This window comes from Streptomyces sp. MGP-P1 (genome assembly GCF_057766565.1).
Genome location: NZ_JBYMEM010000007.1, coordinates 1,062,350 through 1,078,628, shown reverse-complemented (window position 1 = coordinate 1,078,628; position 16,279 = coordinate 1,062,350). Strand labels below are relative to the sequence as shown.

Annotated in this window: 13 protein-coding genes and 1 pseudogene; 4 read left to right on the top strand and 10 right to left on the bottom strand. The window is 70.9% G+C overall.

The genetic code is table 11. The annotated features are described in order from the left end of the window. Nucleotides 1-945, top strand: a complete 945-nt coding sequence (gene xdhC, locus AC3CH1_RS26290; protein WP_488465184.1) for a xanthine dehydrogenase accessory protein XdhC — start codon at nucleotides 1-3, stop codon at nucleotides 943-945. Between the two features lie 131 nt (nucleotides 946-1,076). Here the strand turns inward: xdhC and AC3CH1_RS26285 are convergent, their stop codons facing one another. From AC3CH1_RS26285 to AC3CH1_RS26265, 5 genes are all read right to left on the bottom strand, one after another. Then, nucleotides 1,077-2,594, bottom strand: a complete 1,518-nt coding sequence (locus AC3CH1_RS26285) for an AMP-binding protein (protein ID WP_488465183.1) — start codon at nucleotides 2,592-2,594, stop codon at nucleotides 1,077-1,079. Next, nucleotides 2,591-2,887 (bottom strand): phosphopantetheine-binding protein, encoded by a 297-nt coding sequence (locus AC3CH1_RS26280; RefSeq protein ID WP_488465182.1) that lies wholly within the window; start codon nucleotides 2,885-2,887, stop codon nucleotides 2,591-2,593. The genes AC3CH1_RS26285 and AC3CH1_RS26280 overlap by 4 nt, the downstream gene beginning before the upstream one ends. A 61-nt stretch (nucleotides 2,888-2,948) precedes the next feature. After that, nucleotides 2,949-3,977 carry a 3-oxoacyl-ACP synthase III family protein gene (locus tag AC3CH1_RS26275; protein ID WP_488465181.1) on the bottom strand — a complete coding sequence of 343 codons (1,029 nt, stop codon included), beginning with the start codon at nucleotides 3,975-3,977 and terminating at the stop codon, nucleotides 2,949-2,951. Between the two features lie 10 nt (nucleotides 3,978-3,987). Beyond that, on the bottom strand, nucleotides 3,988-5,316 hold the full coding sequence (locus AC3CH1_RS26270; RefSeq protein WP_488465180.1) for an amidase: 1,329 nt from the start codon (nucleotides 5,314-5,316) through the stop codon (nucleotides 3,988-3,990). A gap of 59 nt (nucleotides 5,317-5,375) precedes the next feature. Beyond that, on the bottom strand, nucleotides 5,376-6,404 hold the full coding sequence (locus AC3CH1_RS26265; RefSeq protein WP_488465179.1) for an MFS transporter: 1,029 nt from the start codon (nucleotides 6,402-6,404) through the stop codon (nucleotides 5,376-5,378). A gap of 649 nt (nucleotides 6,405-7,053) precedes the next feature. Between AC3CH1_RS26265 and AC3CH1_RS26260 the strand changes: the two genes are divergently transcribed. Then, the gene (locus AC3CH1_RS26260) at nucleotides 7,054-7,770 is read left to right on the top strand and encodes a 4'-phosphopantetheinyl transferase family protein (RefSeq protein WP_488465178.1); all 717 of its coding nucleotides are present in this window, start codon (nucleotides 7,054-7,056) and stop codon (nucleotides 7,768-7,770) included. 744 nt (nucleotides 7,771-8,514) lie between these two features. Continuing rightward, complete coding sequence (locus tag AC3CH1_RS26255) at nucleotides 8,515-9,963, top strand: helix-turn-helix domain-containing protein (RefSeq protein ID WP_488465177.1); 1,449 nt, start codon at nucleotides 8,515-8,517, stop codon at nucleotides 9,961-9,963. On the opposite strand, the gene AC3CH1_RS26250 is transcribed toward AC3CH1_RS26255, so the two are convergent. Both AC3CH1_RS26250 and AC3CH1_RS26245 read right to left on the bottom strand, forming a co-directional pair. After that, nucleotides 9,937-11,685 carry an acyl-CoA dehydrogenase family protein gene (locus AC3CH1_RS26250; RefSeq protein ID WP_488465176.1) on the bottom strand — a complete coding sequence of 583 codons (1,749 nt, stop codon included), beginning with the start codon at nucleotides 11,683-11,685 and terminating at the stop codon, nucleotides 9,937-9,939. The genes AC3CH1_RS26255 and AC3CH1_RS26250 overlap by 27 nt on opposite strands. Then, on the bottom strand, nucleotides 11,682-12,026 hold the full coding sequence (locus AC3CH1_RS26245; RefSeq protein WP_488465175.1) for an acyl carrier protein: 345 nt from the start codon (nucleotides 12,024-12,026) through the stop codon (nucleotides 11,682-11,684). The genes AC3CH1_RS26250 and AC3CH1_RS26245 overlap by 4 nt, the downstream gene beginning before the upstream one ends. Before the next feature lie 240 nt (nucleotides 12,027-12,266). Here AC3CH1_RS26245 and AC3CH1_RS26240 point away from each other — a divergent pair. Then, nucleotides 12,267-12,959 (top strand): annotated as a pseudogene (locus AC3CH1_RS26240) (thioesterase II family protein); the annotation flags it as partial. Here the strand turns inward: AC3CH1_RS26240 and AC3CH1_RS26235 are convergent. The 3 genes from AC3CH1_RS26235 to gntD all read right to left on the bottom strand — a co-directional run bounded on the left by AC3CH1_RS26235 (nucleotide 12,916) and on the right by gntD (nucleotide 16,233). Continuing rightward, nucleotides 12,916-14,259, bottom strand: a complete 1,344-nt coding sequence (locus AC3CH1_RS26235; protein WP_488465174.1) for a cytochrome P450 — start codon at nucleotides 14,257-14,259, stop codon at nucleotides 12,916-12,918. The pseudogene AC3CH1_RS26240 and the gene AC3CH1_RS26235 overlap by 44 nt on opposite strands. 83 nt (nucleotides 14,260-14,342) lie before the next feature. Continuing rightward, nucleotides 14,343-15,113, bottom strand: a complete 771-nt coding sequence (locus AC3CH1_RS26230) for an SDR family NAD(P)-dependent oxidoreductase (RefSeq protein ID WP_488465173.1) — start codon at nucleotides 15,111-15,113, stop codon at nucleotides 14,343-14,345. Nucleotides 15,114-15,144: 31 nt separating this feature from the next. Further along, complete coding sequence (gene gntD, locus AC3CH1_RS26225) at nucleotides 15,145-16,233, bottom strand: guanitoxin biosynthesis L-enduracididine beta-hydroxylase GntD (protein WP_488465172.1); 1,089 nt, start codon at nucleotides 16,231-16,233, stop codon at nucleotides 15,145-15,147. Between the last annotated feature and the right edge of the window lie 46 nt (nucleotides 16,234-16,279).

Below are 16,279 nucleotides of genomic sequence, written 5' to 3'. Positions count from 1 at the left end.
ATGACCTGGTTCGGCGCGGTCGCGCGGCTGCGAGCACGCCGGGAGGCCGGTGTGCTGGTGACCGTCGCGACCGTGCGCGGCCACGCCCCTCGGAACGCCGGCGCGAAACTCGTCGTGGGGCGGAGCGAGACCTGGGGCTCGATCGGTGGCGGCAACGTCGAGGCGGTCACGATCGACCGGGCCCGGGAGCTGATCGCCACGTCCGCGACCGAACCGGAGCTGCTGGATTTCGCCCTGAACGACAAGGTGTCCAACCGGCACGGCGTGCAGTGCTGCGGCGGCACGGTCTCGGTACTGCTCGAACCGCTCCCGGTGGTACGGGCGGTGGCGATCTTCGGCGTCGGGCACGTCGGGATGGAGCTGGCGCGCGTCCTGGCACGGCAGGACCTCGACCTCCATCTGATCGACAGCCGTTCGGACATCCTCGCCGAGGAGCGGCTCGCCGTCCTCGCGGACGCGGTGGCGGAGGTGCGGGTACACCACACTCCGCTGCTGCCCGAGGAGGTCCTCGACGCGTTGCCGAGCGGCGCCCACGTCCTGATCATGACCCACGATCACGCCGAGGACGCCGCTCTGTGCGACGCCGCCCTGCGGGCACCCCACCTCGGCTCGATCGGGCTGATCGGGTCGGCGGCCAAGTGGGTGCGGTTCCGCAAGCGCCTCCTCGCGGAAGGGGGTCACGACGCGGCGTCCGTCGACCGGATCAAGACCCCGATCGGGCTGGCCGACATCACCGGCAAGGACCCCGCGACCATCGCCGTGAGCGTCGCGGCCGATCTGCTGCGGGCCTTCGAGGCCGAGGGGAGCTCGGAGCGGGAACACCACCGTGACGAGCCGCTGGACGCCGGCAGAGACGAGAACGCCCCGTCGGCCGCCCGGGGCGGGTTCCGGGCCGCCGGTACGGGCGTCGCGTCCGTGTCCGATCAGGTGAAGACCGTCGTCTGACCGTCTGGGCGGGGACGAGAGGACCCCGCCGAGGCGCCGACGGATGCGGTGCGGCGTTCGCCGCACCGCATCGGGCTCCGAGGAACATCGGATCCCCCACTGGGCCGCGTGATCGGTCGAACCGCGGCTCCTCAGGGTCGCGGGGTCCGGGCCGGCCCCTCCTCGGCTGCGAGAACGGAGGCCTTGATCCGGTTACGGTCGACCTTTCCGGTGGAGGTCCTGGGGAGCGGGTCCGTCACCATCTCGATCACGCCGGGAATCGCCGCGCGCACGGTCCGCTCCGAGCAATGCCGACGCAGCGCGAGGCTGTTCACGCTCCCCGCGTCGGTCAGCCGAAGGCGGGCGTGCAGGCGGTGACCGGCGACCGGGTCGGGGAGGGCGATGACGGCGGCCTCGGCGACGGCCGGGTGGTCCAGGAGGATCTGCTCCACACTCTGGGTGCTGACCTGGAAACCACGCACCTTCACCAGGTAGTCGGTCCGGCCGATCACGCTCAGGGCGCCGTCCTCGTGCAGCGTGACCATGTCGCCAGTGCGGTAGTAGGCGAGGCCGGGTGCACCGTCCGGGTGCGGGGCGAAGGTCTTCCCGCTGGGCGCGTTCACGTATCCCGTGCTCTGGAAAGGGGTGTTGACCAAGAGCTCACCCTGGCCGGGGCCGGTCAGGGCCCGGCCGTCCTGGCCGATGATCAGCCAGCGCACACCGGCCAGCGGTCGGCCGATCGGCAGCGGGGTGCGGAGGGGCCGGTCCTGGTCCACTTCGTGGAGGAAGCTGTTGTTCGTCTCGGTACAACCGTAGTTGTTGTACCAGCGTGCCTTGGAGAAGGTGGTGGACACCCCGGCCAGCACCCGGGCGGGCATGCTGTCACCGGCGAAGATGACGTGCTCGGGCGTGTCGAGTGAACCGCTCTCCGCTGTCGCCTCCGCGAGCAGCTGGAAGAGCATCGGCACGCCCTGAACCACGGACACCGCGTGATCGGCGACCAGATCACGCAGATAGCCGGCCGAGGCGCCCCTGCCGGGGTCGACCAGCACGACGGTGCCGCCGTACGCCAGCGTCGTCCACACGTCCAGCATGCAGAGATCGAAGTTGAGCGGCGCGTAGTTGAGGACGGCGACGCCGGTCGTGATCCCGAAGGTCTCGGCCGCCCAGTCGGTGAAACGGCCGACCGCCCCGGACGACAGCGGAACGACCTTGGGCAGACCCGTCGAGCCGGACGTGGTGAGCATGAAGGTCACGGCTTCGTCGTCGACGACGGCGGGGGGATGCTCCTCCCGGTCCTCGGGAGCCCCGGCCGGGTCCACCACCCGGTCGACGGGGGAGCCGTCGGCAAGGCCGAGCACCACCGCGCATCCCGCCTGCTCGAAGAGGGCTTTCAGGGGCGCTTCGGGCAGCTCGTGCGAGGGCAGGAGGAAGGAGCGGCCGGCCATCAGACAGCCGAGGACCAGGGCCACGGCCTCCGGTGACTTGCGTACCAGCAGGCCGACGGGACGGTCGGCGTCCGGCGCCGCGTCCTCGACCTGTCCGCGCGCCCTGGCCGCCATGGCGTACAGATCGCCGTAACTCACGGGCCGGTCCTCCCAGATGAGCGCGGGCGCGTCGGGCCGGGCGGCCGCGCGGGCCGTGAACGACGCGACGAGTGAGCGGGTCATGCCACGCCACCCGCTTCCGCCCGTTGGGCCGTCGCCCGGATGGTCCGCACGGTACGGAAGTTCCCGGACGTCAGTTCCGGGCCGGCCAGAGTGATGCCGTGCTGCTTCGCCAGCCAGCTCGCGATCTGCAGCACGCCGAGGCTGTCGATCACCCCGGTCGCCAACAAGTCGTCGTCCGCGTCGAGTTCGGTCCACTCGACATCGGGGAGAAAGCGCTCGACGACGAATCGGGCGATCTGGTCCTCGGAGATCCTGATCAGTTCCTCCGGCTCGATCCCGGACTCGGTGGTCATTTCTGTTTCCCATTCTGCGGTCGTGACATGGGGATCATCGCCTTGTCGCGATGTTCCGGTCTCACACCTCTATGAGCGTGCAGAACCAGTGCATGCCGGGGGAGGCGACACCCGCGAGAGCGACGAGGTCCCCCGGCGCCAGCTCTCCGGCCTCCGTGTGCAGGTGGAGGGAGACCAGTTGGTCGGCGGCGCCCATGTGGCCGAGTCGGCGGGCGAGTTCGGCGTTGGTGCGGGCGAGGTGGATGCCGATCGCGTCGGCGGCGCCGTGGATCGCCCGTGCGTTGTCGTTGAAGTAGACGAGCCGGGCCAGTTCGCTCCGGTCCCGGCCGGCCCGCGCCAGAGCCTGATCGACCACGTCGGTGAACCGGCCGACGACCTCCCCGATGAACTGCCCGAAGCGCTCGGGGTCCGCGCCGAAGTGCTCGTAGACCGCGATCATCGGGTCCAGGTCGCGATGGGTACGGCCCGGGGGCGGTACGGGGTGGGCGGAACCGCCGATGTCGATGCGGAACAGATCCGCGAACTCAGGATTGGTGAAGCCGGCGGAGGAGAGCCGACGGAGGCGTGGATGCCCCCGGCGCAGGACGGCGGCGGCGGCTCCGTCACTGGCGATGGTGCCGTTGAAGTCCATGCGGTTGGTGTGCGTCTCGCTGACCACGTTGACCATGGCCACCAGTACGGTGCCCGTGTCGGGCGAGAGCGCCATCGCACCGGCCGCGTGGTCCAGGGCCAACGACCACGCCGCGCAGGACTGGGTGAAGAGCACGGTCGGGGTGCCGTGGGCGCCGAGCGCCCTGGCCATCGCCGCCGAGGGGTCCCATCCCAGGTACTGGGGGATGTCGGAGTGGCCGAGGACGATCAGGTCCACGTCCGCGATGTCGAGGCCGGCGTTCTTCAGGGCGACGCGGGACGCCTCGGCCGCCAGGTCGACGGCCGTCACCCCGTCGGCCACCCGGTGATAGCTCTCGTAGCCCAGTTTGGTGACGGCCTCGGGATCGGGAAGGTACTCGTGCGCGGTCCCGGCCACATCACGTGGGGAGCCGAACGCGGTACCGGTCGCGACGATGCCCATCTCCACCGGAGTCTCCACCGGTCGTCCTTCAGCTCTCACGGGTATCGGTCCCCCGGGTGGCGAGTACGGCTTCGAGGTCGAGGGCCCAGTGCAGCAGGCGCTCGTCCTCACCGGCACGGCCGACGCACTGGAAGCCGAGCGGCAGGGCGCCCGCGGGACGGGCGGTGGGGAGGGTGAGGCAGGGAAGGCCGACGCCGCTCCACGGCAGGGACATCACCGAGTCTCCGGCGCTCTCCAGGCCGAGCGGAGCCGGTCCGGTGGCGGCGGGGGTGATCCACAGGTCGACGCCGTGCTCGGTCGTGGAGGCGGCCAGCCGGTCACGGAACGCTTCGCGTCGCGCCAACGAGCCGGCGTGGTCGGACGCCTGGGCGCCCTGGCCCTGGCGGATGGCCTCGGCGGTGCGCTCGTCGTAGAGCTCCTCGTAGCGGGCGAACCAGTCGGCGTGGGCCTGGGACAGCTCGTAGAGGTTGATCACGAAGAAGTCGAAGACCTCTTCCTCGAAGTTCTCGAACATGGGGACGCTCACCACGTCGTAGCCGGCCGTGCGCACCGCGGCCACCTGCTCGTCGAAGGCGCTACGGGCCTCCGGCTCGGCGAAGTCCAGGTACGGGCCCTCCGGGATGCCGAGCACCGGCCGGCCGGGGGCCGCGCGGTCGGGCCGCCAGTCGTCGCACAGACAGCTCGCGGCCAGGGCGACGTCGGCGACCCGGGCGGTGATCATGCCGACGGTGTCGAAGGTCGGGGCGACGGGGAGGACGCCGTCCAGCGGAATGCGTCCGTGGCTGGGCTTGAAGCCGACCACTCCGCAGTACGCGGCGGGGCGGATGAGCGACCCGATGGTCTGGGTACCGATGGCGAGGGGCACCAGACCCGCGGCGACGGCCGCGGCGGAGCCGCTGCTCGTTCCGCCCGGAGTGTGCTCCGGGCGGTGCGGATTACGGGTCGGCCCCGGCGCCGTGACGGCGAACTCGCCCGTCACCGTCTTCCCCGCGATGACCGCCCCGGCCTTGAGCAGCCGGTCCACGACCGTGGCCTGCCCTCCTGCCAGGGCCTCGGGCGGCAGCGCCGAACCCGCTCCGGTGGGCAGCCCCTCGACGTGGATGATGTCCTTGATCCCGACCGGAACTCCGTACAGCGGAGGCCGGTCCGCCGGCGCCGTCCCGCGCCGGCCGGCTTCCTGGGCCGCGTGGGCCAACCGGTCCGCCCGGCCGGGCTCCGCCACGAAGGACTGGACCGTACCGTCCACTTCGGCGATGCGCTCGATGGTCCTGGCCGCGTACTTCTGCGGCTCGACAGCACCCGTCCGCAGGCTTTCGACGGCGTCCGTCAGCGATATGGGCTGAACAAGATCTTCCATGACTTCCTTCATACGTTCCGGTCGGCGGGCATGTGTTCCGGTCGGCGGGCCGAGGCCCGTCATCGCTGCTGTGCCTCTCCAGGCGTCCTGGTCCCGGTCGCCGGAGTGGGGAGGTCGTCCTCCGGAGGGGTCGCCGGCCCGCTCTCCTCGCCGGTGGGCGGGGCGCCCGGCGGGAGCAGCTCCTCCACGTCGGCCAGCGGTGTGTCGAGCACCCTGAGATACCGCCGCGCCGCGTGCAGGGTGATGGCCAGCAGGGCCATGGCGGCGGCCAGCACCAGGATGGCCCGCTCCACGCCCGCCGCGTCGGCGAGGATGCCCGCGCCCAACGGGCCGATCCACTGGACCCCTTGGATGAAGAAGCGACTGGTCGCCGCGACTCTGCCCTGGTACTGGTCCGGGACCAGCCGGACCTCGTACGACTCGGTCACGACGTTCATCGGCACCATGCTGATCATGGCGACCATCACCACCAGGCCGATCTGCCACGGCTGGGAGACCGACACCACCACGGCGAAGGAGGCCATGAAGACCCACGCGGAGATGATCAGGACCCGCCGTGCGCCCAGCTTGCCCATCAGCAGCGGACCGAGGACCGCTCCGACGACCCCACCGGTGACCGCGAGCGAGGTGGCGAGACCGACCGCCGTCGGCCCGCCTCCCCGGTACTGGATCAGCACCACGAAGAGCAGGATGAAGCCCTCGGCGACGGCGTTGAGTACAGCGCCCCAGATGAGCGTGAACACCAGGTAGTCGCTGCGCCTGATCATGCGCAGGCCGTCGCCCACGTCCTTGGCAAGGCTGGACCTCGGCCCGTCGTCGGGGTGCCGGTCCGGGCCGAGAGGCCGGCGGATCAACAGGGAGCCCAGGGTGACGAAGAGGAAGGAGACCGCGTCGAAGAGGAAGGGGATCCAGCGGCCCATGGCGTAGAGCAGGCCACCGAGCGGAGCGCCGATCAGCTGGGCGACCATGTCGCGCCCCATGCCTTGGGCCGTCGCGGTCGCTATCTGCTCCTTGGGCACGATCCTGCGGAGGACCGGCATCGAGACGGCGACCCGCAGGCCGGCCGCCAGGCCACTGACCAGGGCCATCGTGCCGATCGCGGTGATCGAGGGGCGCCCGGTACACCAGCAGGGCGACGACGCCCATCGCCACCGCCTGGACCAGCGGTGCGAGACACAGGATGGCGCGTCGGGAGACCCGGTCCGCCAGCGCCCCGCCCACCGCGAGGGTGGCCAGCTTGCCGACCATGTGCAGGACGGTGATGACGCCGGCCTGGGCGGCGGATCCGGTCAGGTGGAGGACCAGCAGCGGGAAGGCGAGCGTCGACACGCTGGTGCCCAGCGTCGACAGGCCGTTGCCCGACCACCAGTACATGTAGTCGCGGTCCCGCCACAGTGACGGGGGGCCGGCCGGAGCCGGCCCGGTCTCTTCGGGACGCGCCTGCGCCATGGCTAGTCGTCCCCTGTCCTTTGTCTGCACGCTCGTCCGGCCGTGCGCCGCCGACCTGCGATGCATGCTGGTCGATGGGGAACGGGCCGGGCCAGGCAGCGCACCGGCAACTCACGGGGCGGGAATTGCCGCTCGGTGGACCGGGCCACGGTCGGACACCTCGATGGTCCCGGCACGGATCCGGCCCACCCCGCCGCCGGATCGAACCCCCGCGGCAGGACCGGCGCACCGCTACCGGCAGAATCGCGAGGCCCGAGGAGCCCGTTGTCGAGCAGAAGGGGGCGAGGCGTGATCGCTGAGGTGGTGCCCACCGGGGTGCGGGCGCGGGAGGCGTTCGACGACGACGGCCCGGACGGCTCCGTCACCCTCTTCGCCACCGAACAGGCAGTGGTGGAAGGGGTGTTGGACGAGCGGCGCAAGGAGTTCACCACGGTGCGCGGGTGCGCCCGCGCGGCTCTGACCGCCCTCGGGGTGGACCCGGCGCCCTTGGTGCCCGGCCCCCTGGGCGCACCCGGCTGGCCTGCGGGGGTCGTGGGGAGCATGACCCATTGCCGGAACTATCGCGCGGCCGCTGTCGCGCTGACCGAGGACTTCGCCGCTCTGGGCATCGACGCGGAACCGCGGGAGCCCCTCCCCCGCTTCCTGGCCGAGCGGATCGTCACGGACGTCGAAGCGGGCTGGCTCCGGCAGGACTTCCCCTCGGCCACCGGTCTGCCGCTGGACCGTCTCCTCTTCTGCGCCAAAGAGGCTTCCTACAAGGCGTTCTCGCCGTGGACGGGAACCCGTTTCGGCTTTCGGGACTTCACCGTTCGACTGCGGCCCGACGGCACGTTCCGCACGGTCCCCCCGACGTGCGAACCACCCGTTTCACCCTCCGGCCCCGCTGGGTTCACCGGCCGCTGGGCGGCACGTTCCGGCCTCCTCCTGTCCGTGGTGACACTTTCGGCCAGCTATTTATCGCCTGACCTCCCGGAGGATTTGGCACCGAAAGCAGGGAAAAATTAGGACAATCAGAAACAAGCAAGCCGGTGAAACATGTGAACTTCATCATGCGGTCATGTTATTTTAAGCCAATCTTACCTGTCCTACGGCGCGCCGATGCGGTACTTTCAGGCCGTCATGAGCGTTCGTCGACTCGGTCAACGCCCCTTCGGGGCCGGGAGCCCTGATCGACCTCGGGAGAGTGCGGCGTTTCCTGTCCGGGCGCCCGGAAGGACGCCGTGACCGGGATCCGCAGGGGGTAGGGGTGACTCATCGACATCCGATCCGACGCCCCCAGACAGGAAAGGCGACCGATCAGTGCTGGACACCTCGAACTTCGGTTTCCCGCCTCTTCGACGGGGGCCGCGCAGGCCATGCGGCCGACCAGGTCCGTGCCGCACCCCTGCCTCCCCACGCGCTCGCTCCACGAGGCACGCATAAGCACATGCTGATGATTTCAGCATGTACGCCGGTGGGCCGCGCGTTTGCCGGCGCGTCACAGCCGGTCAAAGCCGGAGCCGTGCCGCTCGGCCGGATTTTCTGCCGCCTCCGCATCTCCCACTCGGATGAGGTCTTGGAGTAGGGTCCTCCGTAATTGCAGGAGATGTCTCACTGAGCCGCTCGTCAGCGCAAACGCGAACCTCTCGGCGCTACAAACGCCACGGCTCGCCTATCGGTACCACCGCTCTCATAAAGAATGCGGCGGCCGGATTTTCGCATGGCGCGGATGCGCACGACTGGCACTGTTAATAATTCACGGGGGGCTACATGCCAATTCTGAAGGAACACTACTCTTTCGACAGAACAGACATCCGCCAGCTCCGCGACTTCCTGGTCAATCAACGCAGGCTGTCCGGCTGGACGCAGGAGGAGCTCTCCGACCGCTCCGGCGTCAGTGTCCGGACCATCCGCAATCTGGAAACCGGCTCCAACACCAATCCCCGTCGGACCTCCGTCAGCCTGCTGCTCACCGCGCTCGGCGCCACCGCCACCGCGTTCTCCGAGCCCGCGCCGTGGGACAGCGGGCGCAGGCCGGCGCTCGGGCAGCCCCCGGAGCTCCACTCCGACCCGACAGCGCTCCCGCCGTGGCAGGGGCCCCGGCCCCTGGGCGACGCGTTGGTGGGCCGCCAGGCCGACCTGCGGCACGTCCTCTCCGCCGCGCAGCGCAGCCGGCTGATCGTTCTCACCGGGCCCGGCGGCGTGGGCAAGACCCGCATCGCCCTGGCAGCGGCATCCCGGCTGCGCCCGCTGTTCCAGGGCGGAGTGGCCGTCGCCGAACTGCACGACATCCCGCCCCAGCACCTCGAACCCGCCGCTTCGGCAGCTGAGTTGACGCGTGTAGCGCGACGCCTGACCAGCAACGAAGGCGGTGCGCGGGGCGGTGCCGGGCCCGGACGGCGGCTGCTGGTCCTGGACAGCGCCGAACACGTCTCGCAGCAGACGGCGCGGATCGCGCGGCAGCTCCTCGACGAGCATCCCGGGCTCCAGATCATCGTGACCTCGCGCCGCGCCCTGGCCGTCGGCGCGGCCGAGACCTGGGAGGTCGAGCCGCTCTCGTGCGACCAGCGGGACGGCTCGGACACCGAACTCCCGAGCGCGGTGGAGCTGTTCCTCCGCCGGGTACGGGCAAGTCTGCCGACGCTCGACCTGGGCAACCGCATGCCGCTGGTGCAGCAGCTCTGCCGGCTCCTCGACGGCATGCCCCTCGCGATAGAAGTGGCGGCGCGAGGCCTCAGATCGCTCCCCCTCACCACCCTCCTGCACGACAGGACGCTCTTCCACCTGCTCGCACACGTCGACGCCGGCGACCTGTCGCGGCACCGCACGCTGTCGGACAGCGTGCGGTGGAGCTACGAGCTGTTGCCGCCCCCTCATCGCCAGCTCCTGCGTGAACTGTCCTCGCTTCCCCGCACGTTCTCCCTGGACGCGATCCCGTCCCAGTCGGGCGGGGGTTCGGCAGCACACGCGTCGCCCATCTCCTGGCCGAACTCGCCGACGTCTCACTGGTCCAGATCAATCGGGGCCAGCAGTACAGATACGGGGTCCACGCACTCGTGCGGCACTGGGTCACCCAGGAGGAAGCCCCGACCGACCTCGGACGCTCCGCCGAGCAGGGCCGCGACCGGCCCGTACTCGCCGGCAGCGCCTGGCGCCGGGCCATGTGACGCGCCGCCGGGGGCGGTGCCCCGCTCATGCCGAGGCCCGCCCGGCAGCTGATCTGACGGCCTGGAGCGAGAAGTGCCGCGGGCCTTCGAGGCTCGACAGCATCAGCTCCTCCAGCCACGGCAGGCAGCTCTCCTCCAGCTCGGTCGTGTGGTCCAGCCGTCGCAGCAGTCGCTGAAGCGCCAGCACCAGCCATCCACTGCCGCCCGGTGCCGCGCGCTCCCGCTCGAAGGAGTAGAGCCAGGTGTAGAGACAGGAGGCGGCCGCGTGGTGGACGCTGTGCTCGGTGGCCTGATCCTGCCCGTGCGTGGAGGCGGCGTCGGGCGCCTCGGCGGCGATCCGCGCGTAGAAGTCGGTCCGGCGCCGGGAGAGCTCGCCGAGAACCTTGACGAGCGCGGGGCCCTCGGGCCCGCCGAGTTCGCGTTCCGCGATCCGGCGGGCCTCGGCGGCCGCCGGGCCCCAGCCCCGGGTGATCTCGTCCTCACTGGCGTTGGTCAGCCGCAGCGCCCGGCCCGACGGATGCCACCGCGGGGCGTCCTCGGACCAGTCGAAGAGCTGCCGCAGCACCTCTTCCCCGCCGACGGCGGGACGGTCGGCCACGCGCGCCACCGCGGGAAGCTGGGAGGCGATGCTGTGGAGGTTGACGTGCGTGGTCCCCTCGAAGATGCTCGCTATCGCATGGTCGCGCTGGAGCTTCTGGAACGCGCCGGAGGCCACGCCCTCCCGCAGATAGCTCCGGGCTCCGAGAACCCTCGCCGCCTCCTGCACCACCTCCTCGCCGACGGTCGGGACGAGGTACTTGACCACGGACGACCACAGGCTGAGCCGGGACGGCACGATGGAGAGCGAGCGCGCCACCGGCAGCGCCGTGCATTCCGCGATCAGCAGGTCCACGTGGGAGTGGACCAGATGCCGCCGGATGACCGGAAGCCGGTAGATCTCCTGTCCGTAGAGCACGCGCTCACGCGCGTGACGCAGAGCGATCCGCAGCACCGAGTCCATGGTGCCGATGGACAGTGCTCCGATCGCCGTACGGGTGATCTGGAGCACCTGAAGGATGCCGACCAGTCCGGCGCCGGGACGCCCGAGGAGCGCGCCGGCGGGCACCCTGGTGCGTTCGAAGGTGATCCCGCTGAGGTCGTGACCGCGCAGCCCGACCGTCTTCACGAAGGGATGGTTGGTCCAACTCCCCTTCTCCATCTGCTCCTTGTCCAGGAGCAGCAGAGAGGACCGCGAACCGTCGATCGCCGCGTACACGGTGACGAAGCGGCCCCGGGTCGCGTTGCCGACGGGCCACTTCTCCCCGGTCAGGAGGAAGTCGTCACCGTCGGTCTCGGCGATGGTCTCGTTCGTGCCGAGATCGCTGCCGTGGTCGGGTTCGGAAACCGCGAAGCAGGCGAGTTCTCCGTCCAGGAGCGCGCCCGCGACGCGTGCGCGCTGCTCGTCGTTCCCCCACAGCCAGACCGAGTTGACCCCGAGCAGGGCGGAGCCGAACATCACCGCGAGCGTCAGATTGCGGCGCGCGAGCGTACGGGTGAGCAGGAAGAGGTCTTCGAGGTTCCGGAGCCGGCCGCCGAACTCCTCGGGCACCAGGTAACCGGAGAAGCCCCACGACCTGAGCAGCTCCACCGCCCCGGGCGGAAGACTGTCCATCTCCTCGTGCGCCACGATCTCGGCGAAGCTGAAGGGGCCGCTCCCGGCACCCGGGTCACCGAGCGTCCGCTCCAGATCGGCGACCAGCGCGTGGACCGGGCGCTCGCCTGCCTGGCCGCTCATACCACGGGGCTGTCGACGCCGTACCGGCTGAACATGCCGCTCAGGGCTTCCGCGTCGGGCAGCTCCGCCCGACCCGCGACCACCTCGGCGCTGACCAGCTCGATCACGTCGCTGACCCGTTCCAGCTTCATGGCGGCCTCGGGATTCAGCGCCTGGAGGGCGAAGAGATCCTCCAGGTTGTATCCGAGCTCCGCGAGGACCAGGGAGTGGAAGCCGAGGTCACCGACGAGCCGGTGGTCGAGATCGATCCGGTCCAGCTTGCGAGGCGCGACCACCTGGACCATACCGATCACCACGGGAGCGATGGCCTCGGTGCCGATGGCGGCAGGAGTGTGAGTCATGCCGCAGACGCTAGGACCTGCCGATGGCCGGGCCCAGGCAACGGGCCCGGCAAGCGCGCGGCAACTAGGAGCCGGTCGGGCGACCCGATCGCTGCTCTCTCCAGGGCATCATGACGTCTCGTCAGTCGCCTGGCCCCAGGAAGGGGAACCGGCCCGTCGTCGAGGCGCGACCATCGGACCGAAAGGCGGCCGACTCGCCGAAATTGCCGCCCGGCTGCCTTGCCGGAACCGGGCTCGGCCATGAGGCTGACCGGCATGAGCACAGCGGACAGCACACCAGCAGTCGACTGGGTCGGCGCCCGGTTCACCGTCGGGATCCCTCGCCTGAGGCTGATCTGCCTTCCGCCCGCGGGCGGTGGTGTGGGCACCTTCCATGCCTGGCGGCCCTACGTCCCCGAGCACATGGAGCTGGCGCCGGTGGAGCTGCCGGGTCGCGGCTCGCGGATCGACGAGCCCGTACCGGACGATCTCGACGCACTGGTCGAGGCCCTTCTCCACGGCCTCGGGCCCGAACTGACCCTGCCCTACGCCCTGTTCGGCCACAGCTTCGGAGCCGTGCTGGCGTACGAGCTGACGCTGCGGATCGAGCGGGCGGGGCTGCGGCCGCCCAGCGCCCTGCTGGTCTCGGCGTTCCGCGCGCCGCATCTGCCCCTGATACGTGAGCCGGTCTCGGCCCGCCCCGACGACGAGCTGATCGCCTGGCTGCTGAGTACCGGCGGGCTGCCGCGCGAACTCCTGGCCTTCCCCGACTTCCTGAGCATTCTGCTGAGGGCGGTCCGGGGCGATCTGGCCCTGGCCGAGGGCTACGTCGTTCCGCACCCGGTCGCCGTGGGCTGCCCGCTCTTCACCCTCGCCGGCGAGGACGACCCGGTGGCCCCGGTGGCACAGGTCAGACCGTGGGCCGCGTACACACCGGCGGAGCACCGGACCCGGGTGCTGCCCGGCGGTCACTCGTTCCCGGGCACCCACCCCCGGCAGACGATCTCAGCGGTGCTCGACGCCCTGCCGTCTCTCCGGTGAGGCTCACCGGCTGGGAGGAGAGACCGCTCAGGAAGTTCGAGTACACGTAGGTCGGCGGGCCCGTGGGACGAGCCTGTGCGACCAGGTCGCACAGGCTCTCCAGGAGGGCCGTCAGCTCGGCGCGGGCCAGGAACGCACCGAGGCAGAAGTGGGGCCCGTAGGCGAACGACAGGTGCTTGTTGGGGGTCCTCGCGAGGTCGAACTCGTCGGGCTCGGCGAAGACCCGGCCGTCGCGGTTGGCGGAGGCCAGCCAGGTGGTGACGATGTCGCCCTCCTCGACGAACTGGTCGCCGAGGAACAGGTCCTGGGTCGCGGTCCGCCCGCTGTGCAGGGCGGGGCTCGTCCAGCGCAGTACCTCCTCGACCGCCGACTCCGTCGTCACCTCGCCGGACTTGAGGGCCCGCCACTGGTCGGGCCGCTCCATCAGCGCCTGGAGCCCGCCGACCATCGAGAAGCGGGTCGTCTCGTGGCCGCCCATGATGATGCTGTAACAGTTGAAGACGATCTCCTCGTGCGTGAGGGGCCGCCCGTCGATCTCCTTGGTCACCAGCAGGCTGACGACATCGTCGTACGGTTTGTCGTGCCGGGCGGCGGCCAGCTCCGAGAAGTAGAGCAGCAGTCCGTTGCGCGACGCCCAGGTCGCCTCCTCGTCGGGGAGCCCGTCCTCGGTGGACAGGGCGGAGGAGGTGAGCTCGATGATGTGCTGCCGGTCGGCGGGCGGCACGCCGAGCAGGTCACAGATGGCGGCGAGCGGGATGTGCGCGGCCACGTCGGCGGCGAAGTCCACCTCGCCCCGCTCCACCGCCTCCTCGACCAGCCGCCGGGTACCCCGCCGCACGCTCTCGACCACCACGCCCAGGGAGCGCGGCGAGAACGGCTTCAGCAGGGCGCTGCGCAGCGCCTTGTGCGGCTGTCCGTCCGTGACGGCCAGCATCCTCCCGGCCGCCGAGTCACCTCCGGCGAGCAGGGTGTCGAGCACGTTGCCCCGCTCCGAGGTGAAACTCACGCTGTCGCCGAGCACCGAGGCGACGTCCGCGTGGCCACTCACCACCCAGAACCCTGGGCGGCTGCCGCTCTCTGGCTGCCAGTGCACCGGCGCCTCCTCCCGCAGCCGGCGCCACAACGGCCCCAGGTCGTGGTGGGCGTGCAGGAGCGGATCGGCCAGATCGACAGCGTCGAGCGGGCCCTGATCGAGTGCGGGGCGGGTGTCCATGGGGCGGTTTCCTCGGACTCGGTTACGGGCGGGCGACGGCGGAGGGGCGCGGGGCGGACGGCGGCCGGGCGCCGCCGTCCGGGTCAGCGCATCGGCTCGGTGGGGCCGGGGAAGAACGCCGTGGTGGCACCGGCCGTCTCCGCGCCGTCCACGGTGAACTGCTGGCCGGAGATGAAGGACGCCTGCGGCGAGGCCAGGAAGTGGAACACGTCGGCGATCTCCTCGGGCAGGGCGTGCCGCCGGGCCGGGATGCGTTCGTTGACCTCGTCGAGCATCGCGTCGGTGTACTCGGCGCGCTGCATGGGTGTCAGTACGGCCCCGGGGGCGACACACGCCGTCCTGATCAGCGGGCTCAGCTCCACGGCGAAGGTCTGGCACAGCGAGGCGACACCCGCCTTGCTGGCGTTGTAGTCCGCGTAGAGGGGGTAGCCGCGCGACCCGTTGACGGACGCCGTCGCCAGGAGCACTCCGCGTCCCTCCCGCAGCATGTGCGGAACGGCGTGCCGCCACAGGGCCAGGACACCCATCAGATTGACGTCCAGGGTGCGCCGGGCGTCCGCCTCGGTGAGGTCGAGGATGGAGTGCCGGACGCTGATACCCGCGTTGGCGATGACGACGTCGACGCGGCCGCGCTCTGCGTGCACCCGGTCGACGGCCTCACCCACGGCGGTCCAGTCGGCGATGTCGAGCGTGACCGTCCGGATCTCGCCTCCCCCCTCGCGAGGGCCGTCCGCCGCGCCCCCGGTGAGCGCCTGGATGTCGAGATTGACCACGTGGTCGCCCGAGCGGGCGAACCGCTCGGCGGTGGCGAGTCCGATCCCGCTGGACGCGCCGGACACGATGACTGTGCGCATGTTGCCTCCTGTCTCCTTCCGCCCGACCGGCTCAGACGATGACGCGGTGGTTGCCGAGTACGTATCCGCTGACGTTGCGGCGCAGGTTGCGGCTGACGGTGAGCTTCTTCAGCCAGCGGTCGGTGCCGTCGTACCGGGCCCTGAACGACCGGCGGCCGTGCACCGCCCGGTAGTTGTCCACGATGAGCAGCGAGCCGGGGCCCACGGCGACGTCCCGCTGCACCCGGTGCAGTTCGGCCATCAGCCGGTCGAGCGCGTCCTCGGCCTCGGTGTCCCCCGGTGCGACGTCCATGAACGGCCGGTCGATGCGCAGGTAGGGATGGAAACGGTCGCCCGACAGAACGGCGGTCGGCACGGCGCTGTGGATCATCCCGTACAGCTTCTCCAGCGCGGGATGCGCGGGGTCAAGGGCCTCCAACTGCCGTATGTGCTCGGTGTCCGGCATGATCCGGAAGCGGGGCTCGGCGAGTACCGCGCGGTCGTGCTCGCCCAGCCGGACGTCACGGACGGAGGCGACGATGGTCGGCACCAGGTCGGGGTTGCGCAGTCCGAAGAGCAGGAGGTAGTCGCAGCGGTCGGGGTGGAAGCCGTCCTCGGTGTGGAACTCCAGCAGGCTCTCGCTGCCGTAGCCGCTCTGCCGCAGCTCGTCGCCCCGGATCGGCAGGATGTTCTGGATGATGCGCCCCTCCTGGAGGGTCTCCCAGCCGAACGGGTCGCCCAGCACCATGCCGCACATCGCCAGCCACAGCTCCTGGGACCGGGCCGCGTCGGAGCGGATGGCCCGGCGCCAGTGGTCGGGTGTGGGCCCGATCAGCGCGTCGTCCACCGGGAAGCCGTGCACCAGGCATGCGGCGGACCTCTCGGTCCTGCGGTAGGAGAGGAGGAATCTGCGCAGGCCGGCGGGGAGCAGTTCCTCGGCCGTGGGGGCGTGGTCGTAGAAGTCCGGCAGGCCGGGCGCCCCGTGGGCGTCGCGGAGCCGCGCGGCGGCCTCCTCCAGCTGGGTGACTTCGGTGGCGTCCAGGTGGTACTCGGCGGGAGTGTCGGCGCGGTCGCTCCCCGGCGGGGCCTCCGCGGCCACGTCCGGGAAAGGTACGTCAACAGTGGGGGTGCTGCTGGTCATGTCGGTTGTCCTCACCTGGTCGTGACCGCTCGGGTCGTCCGTCGTT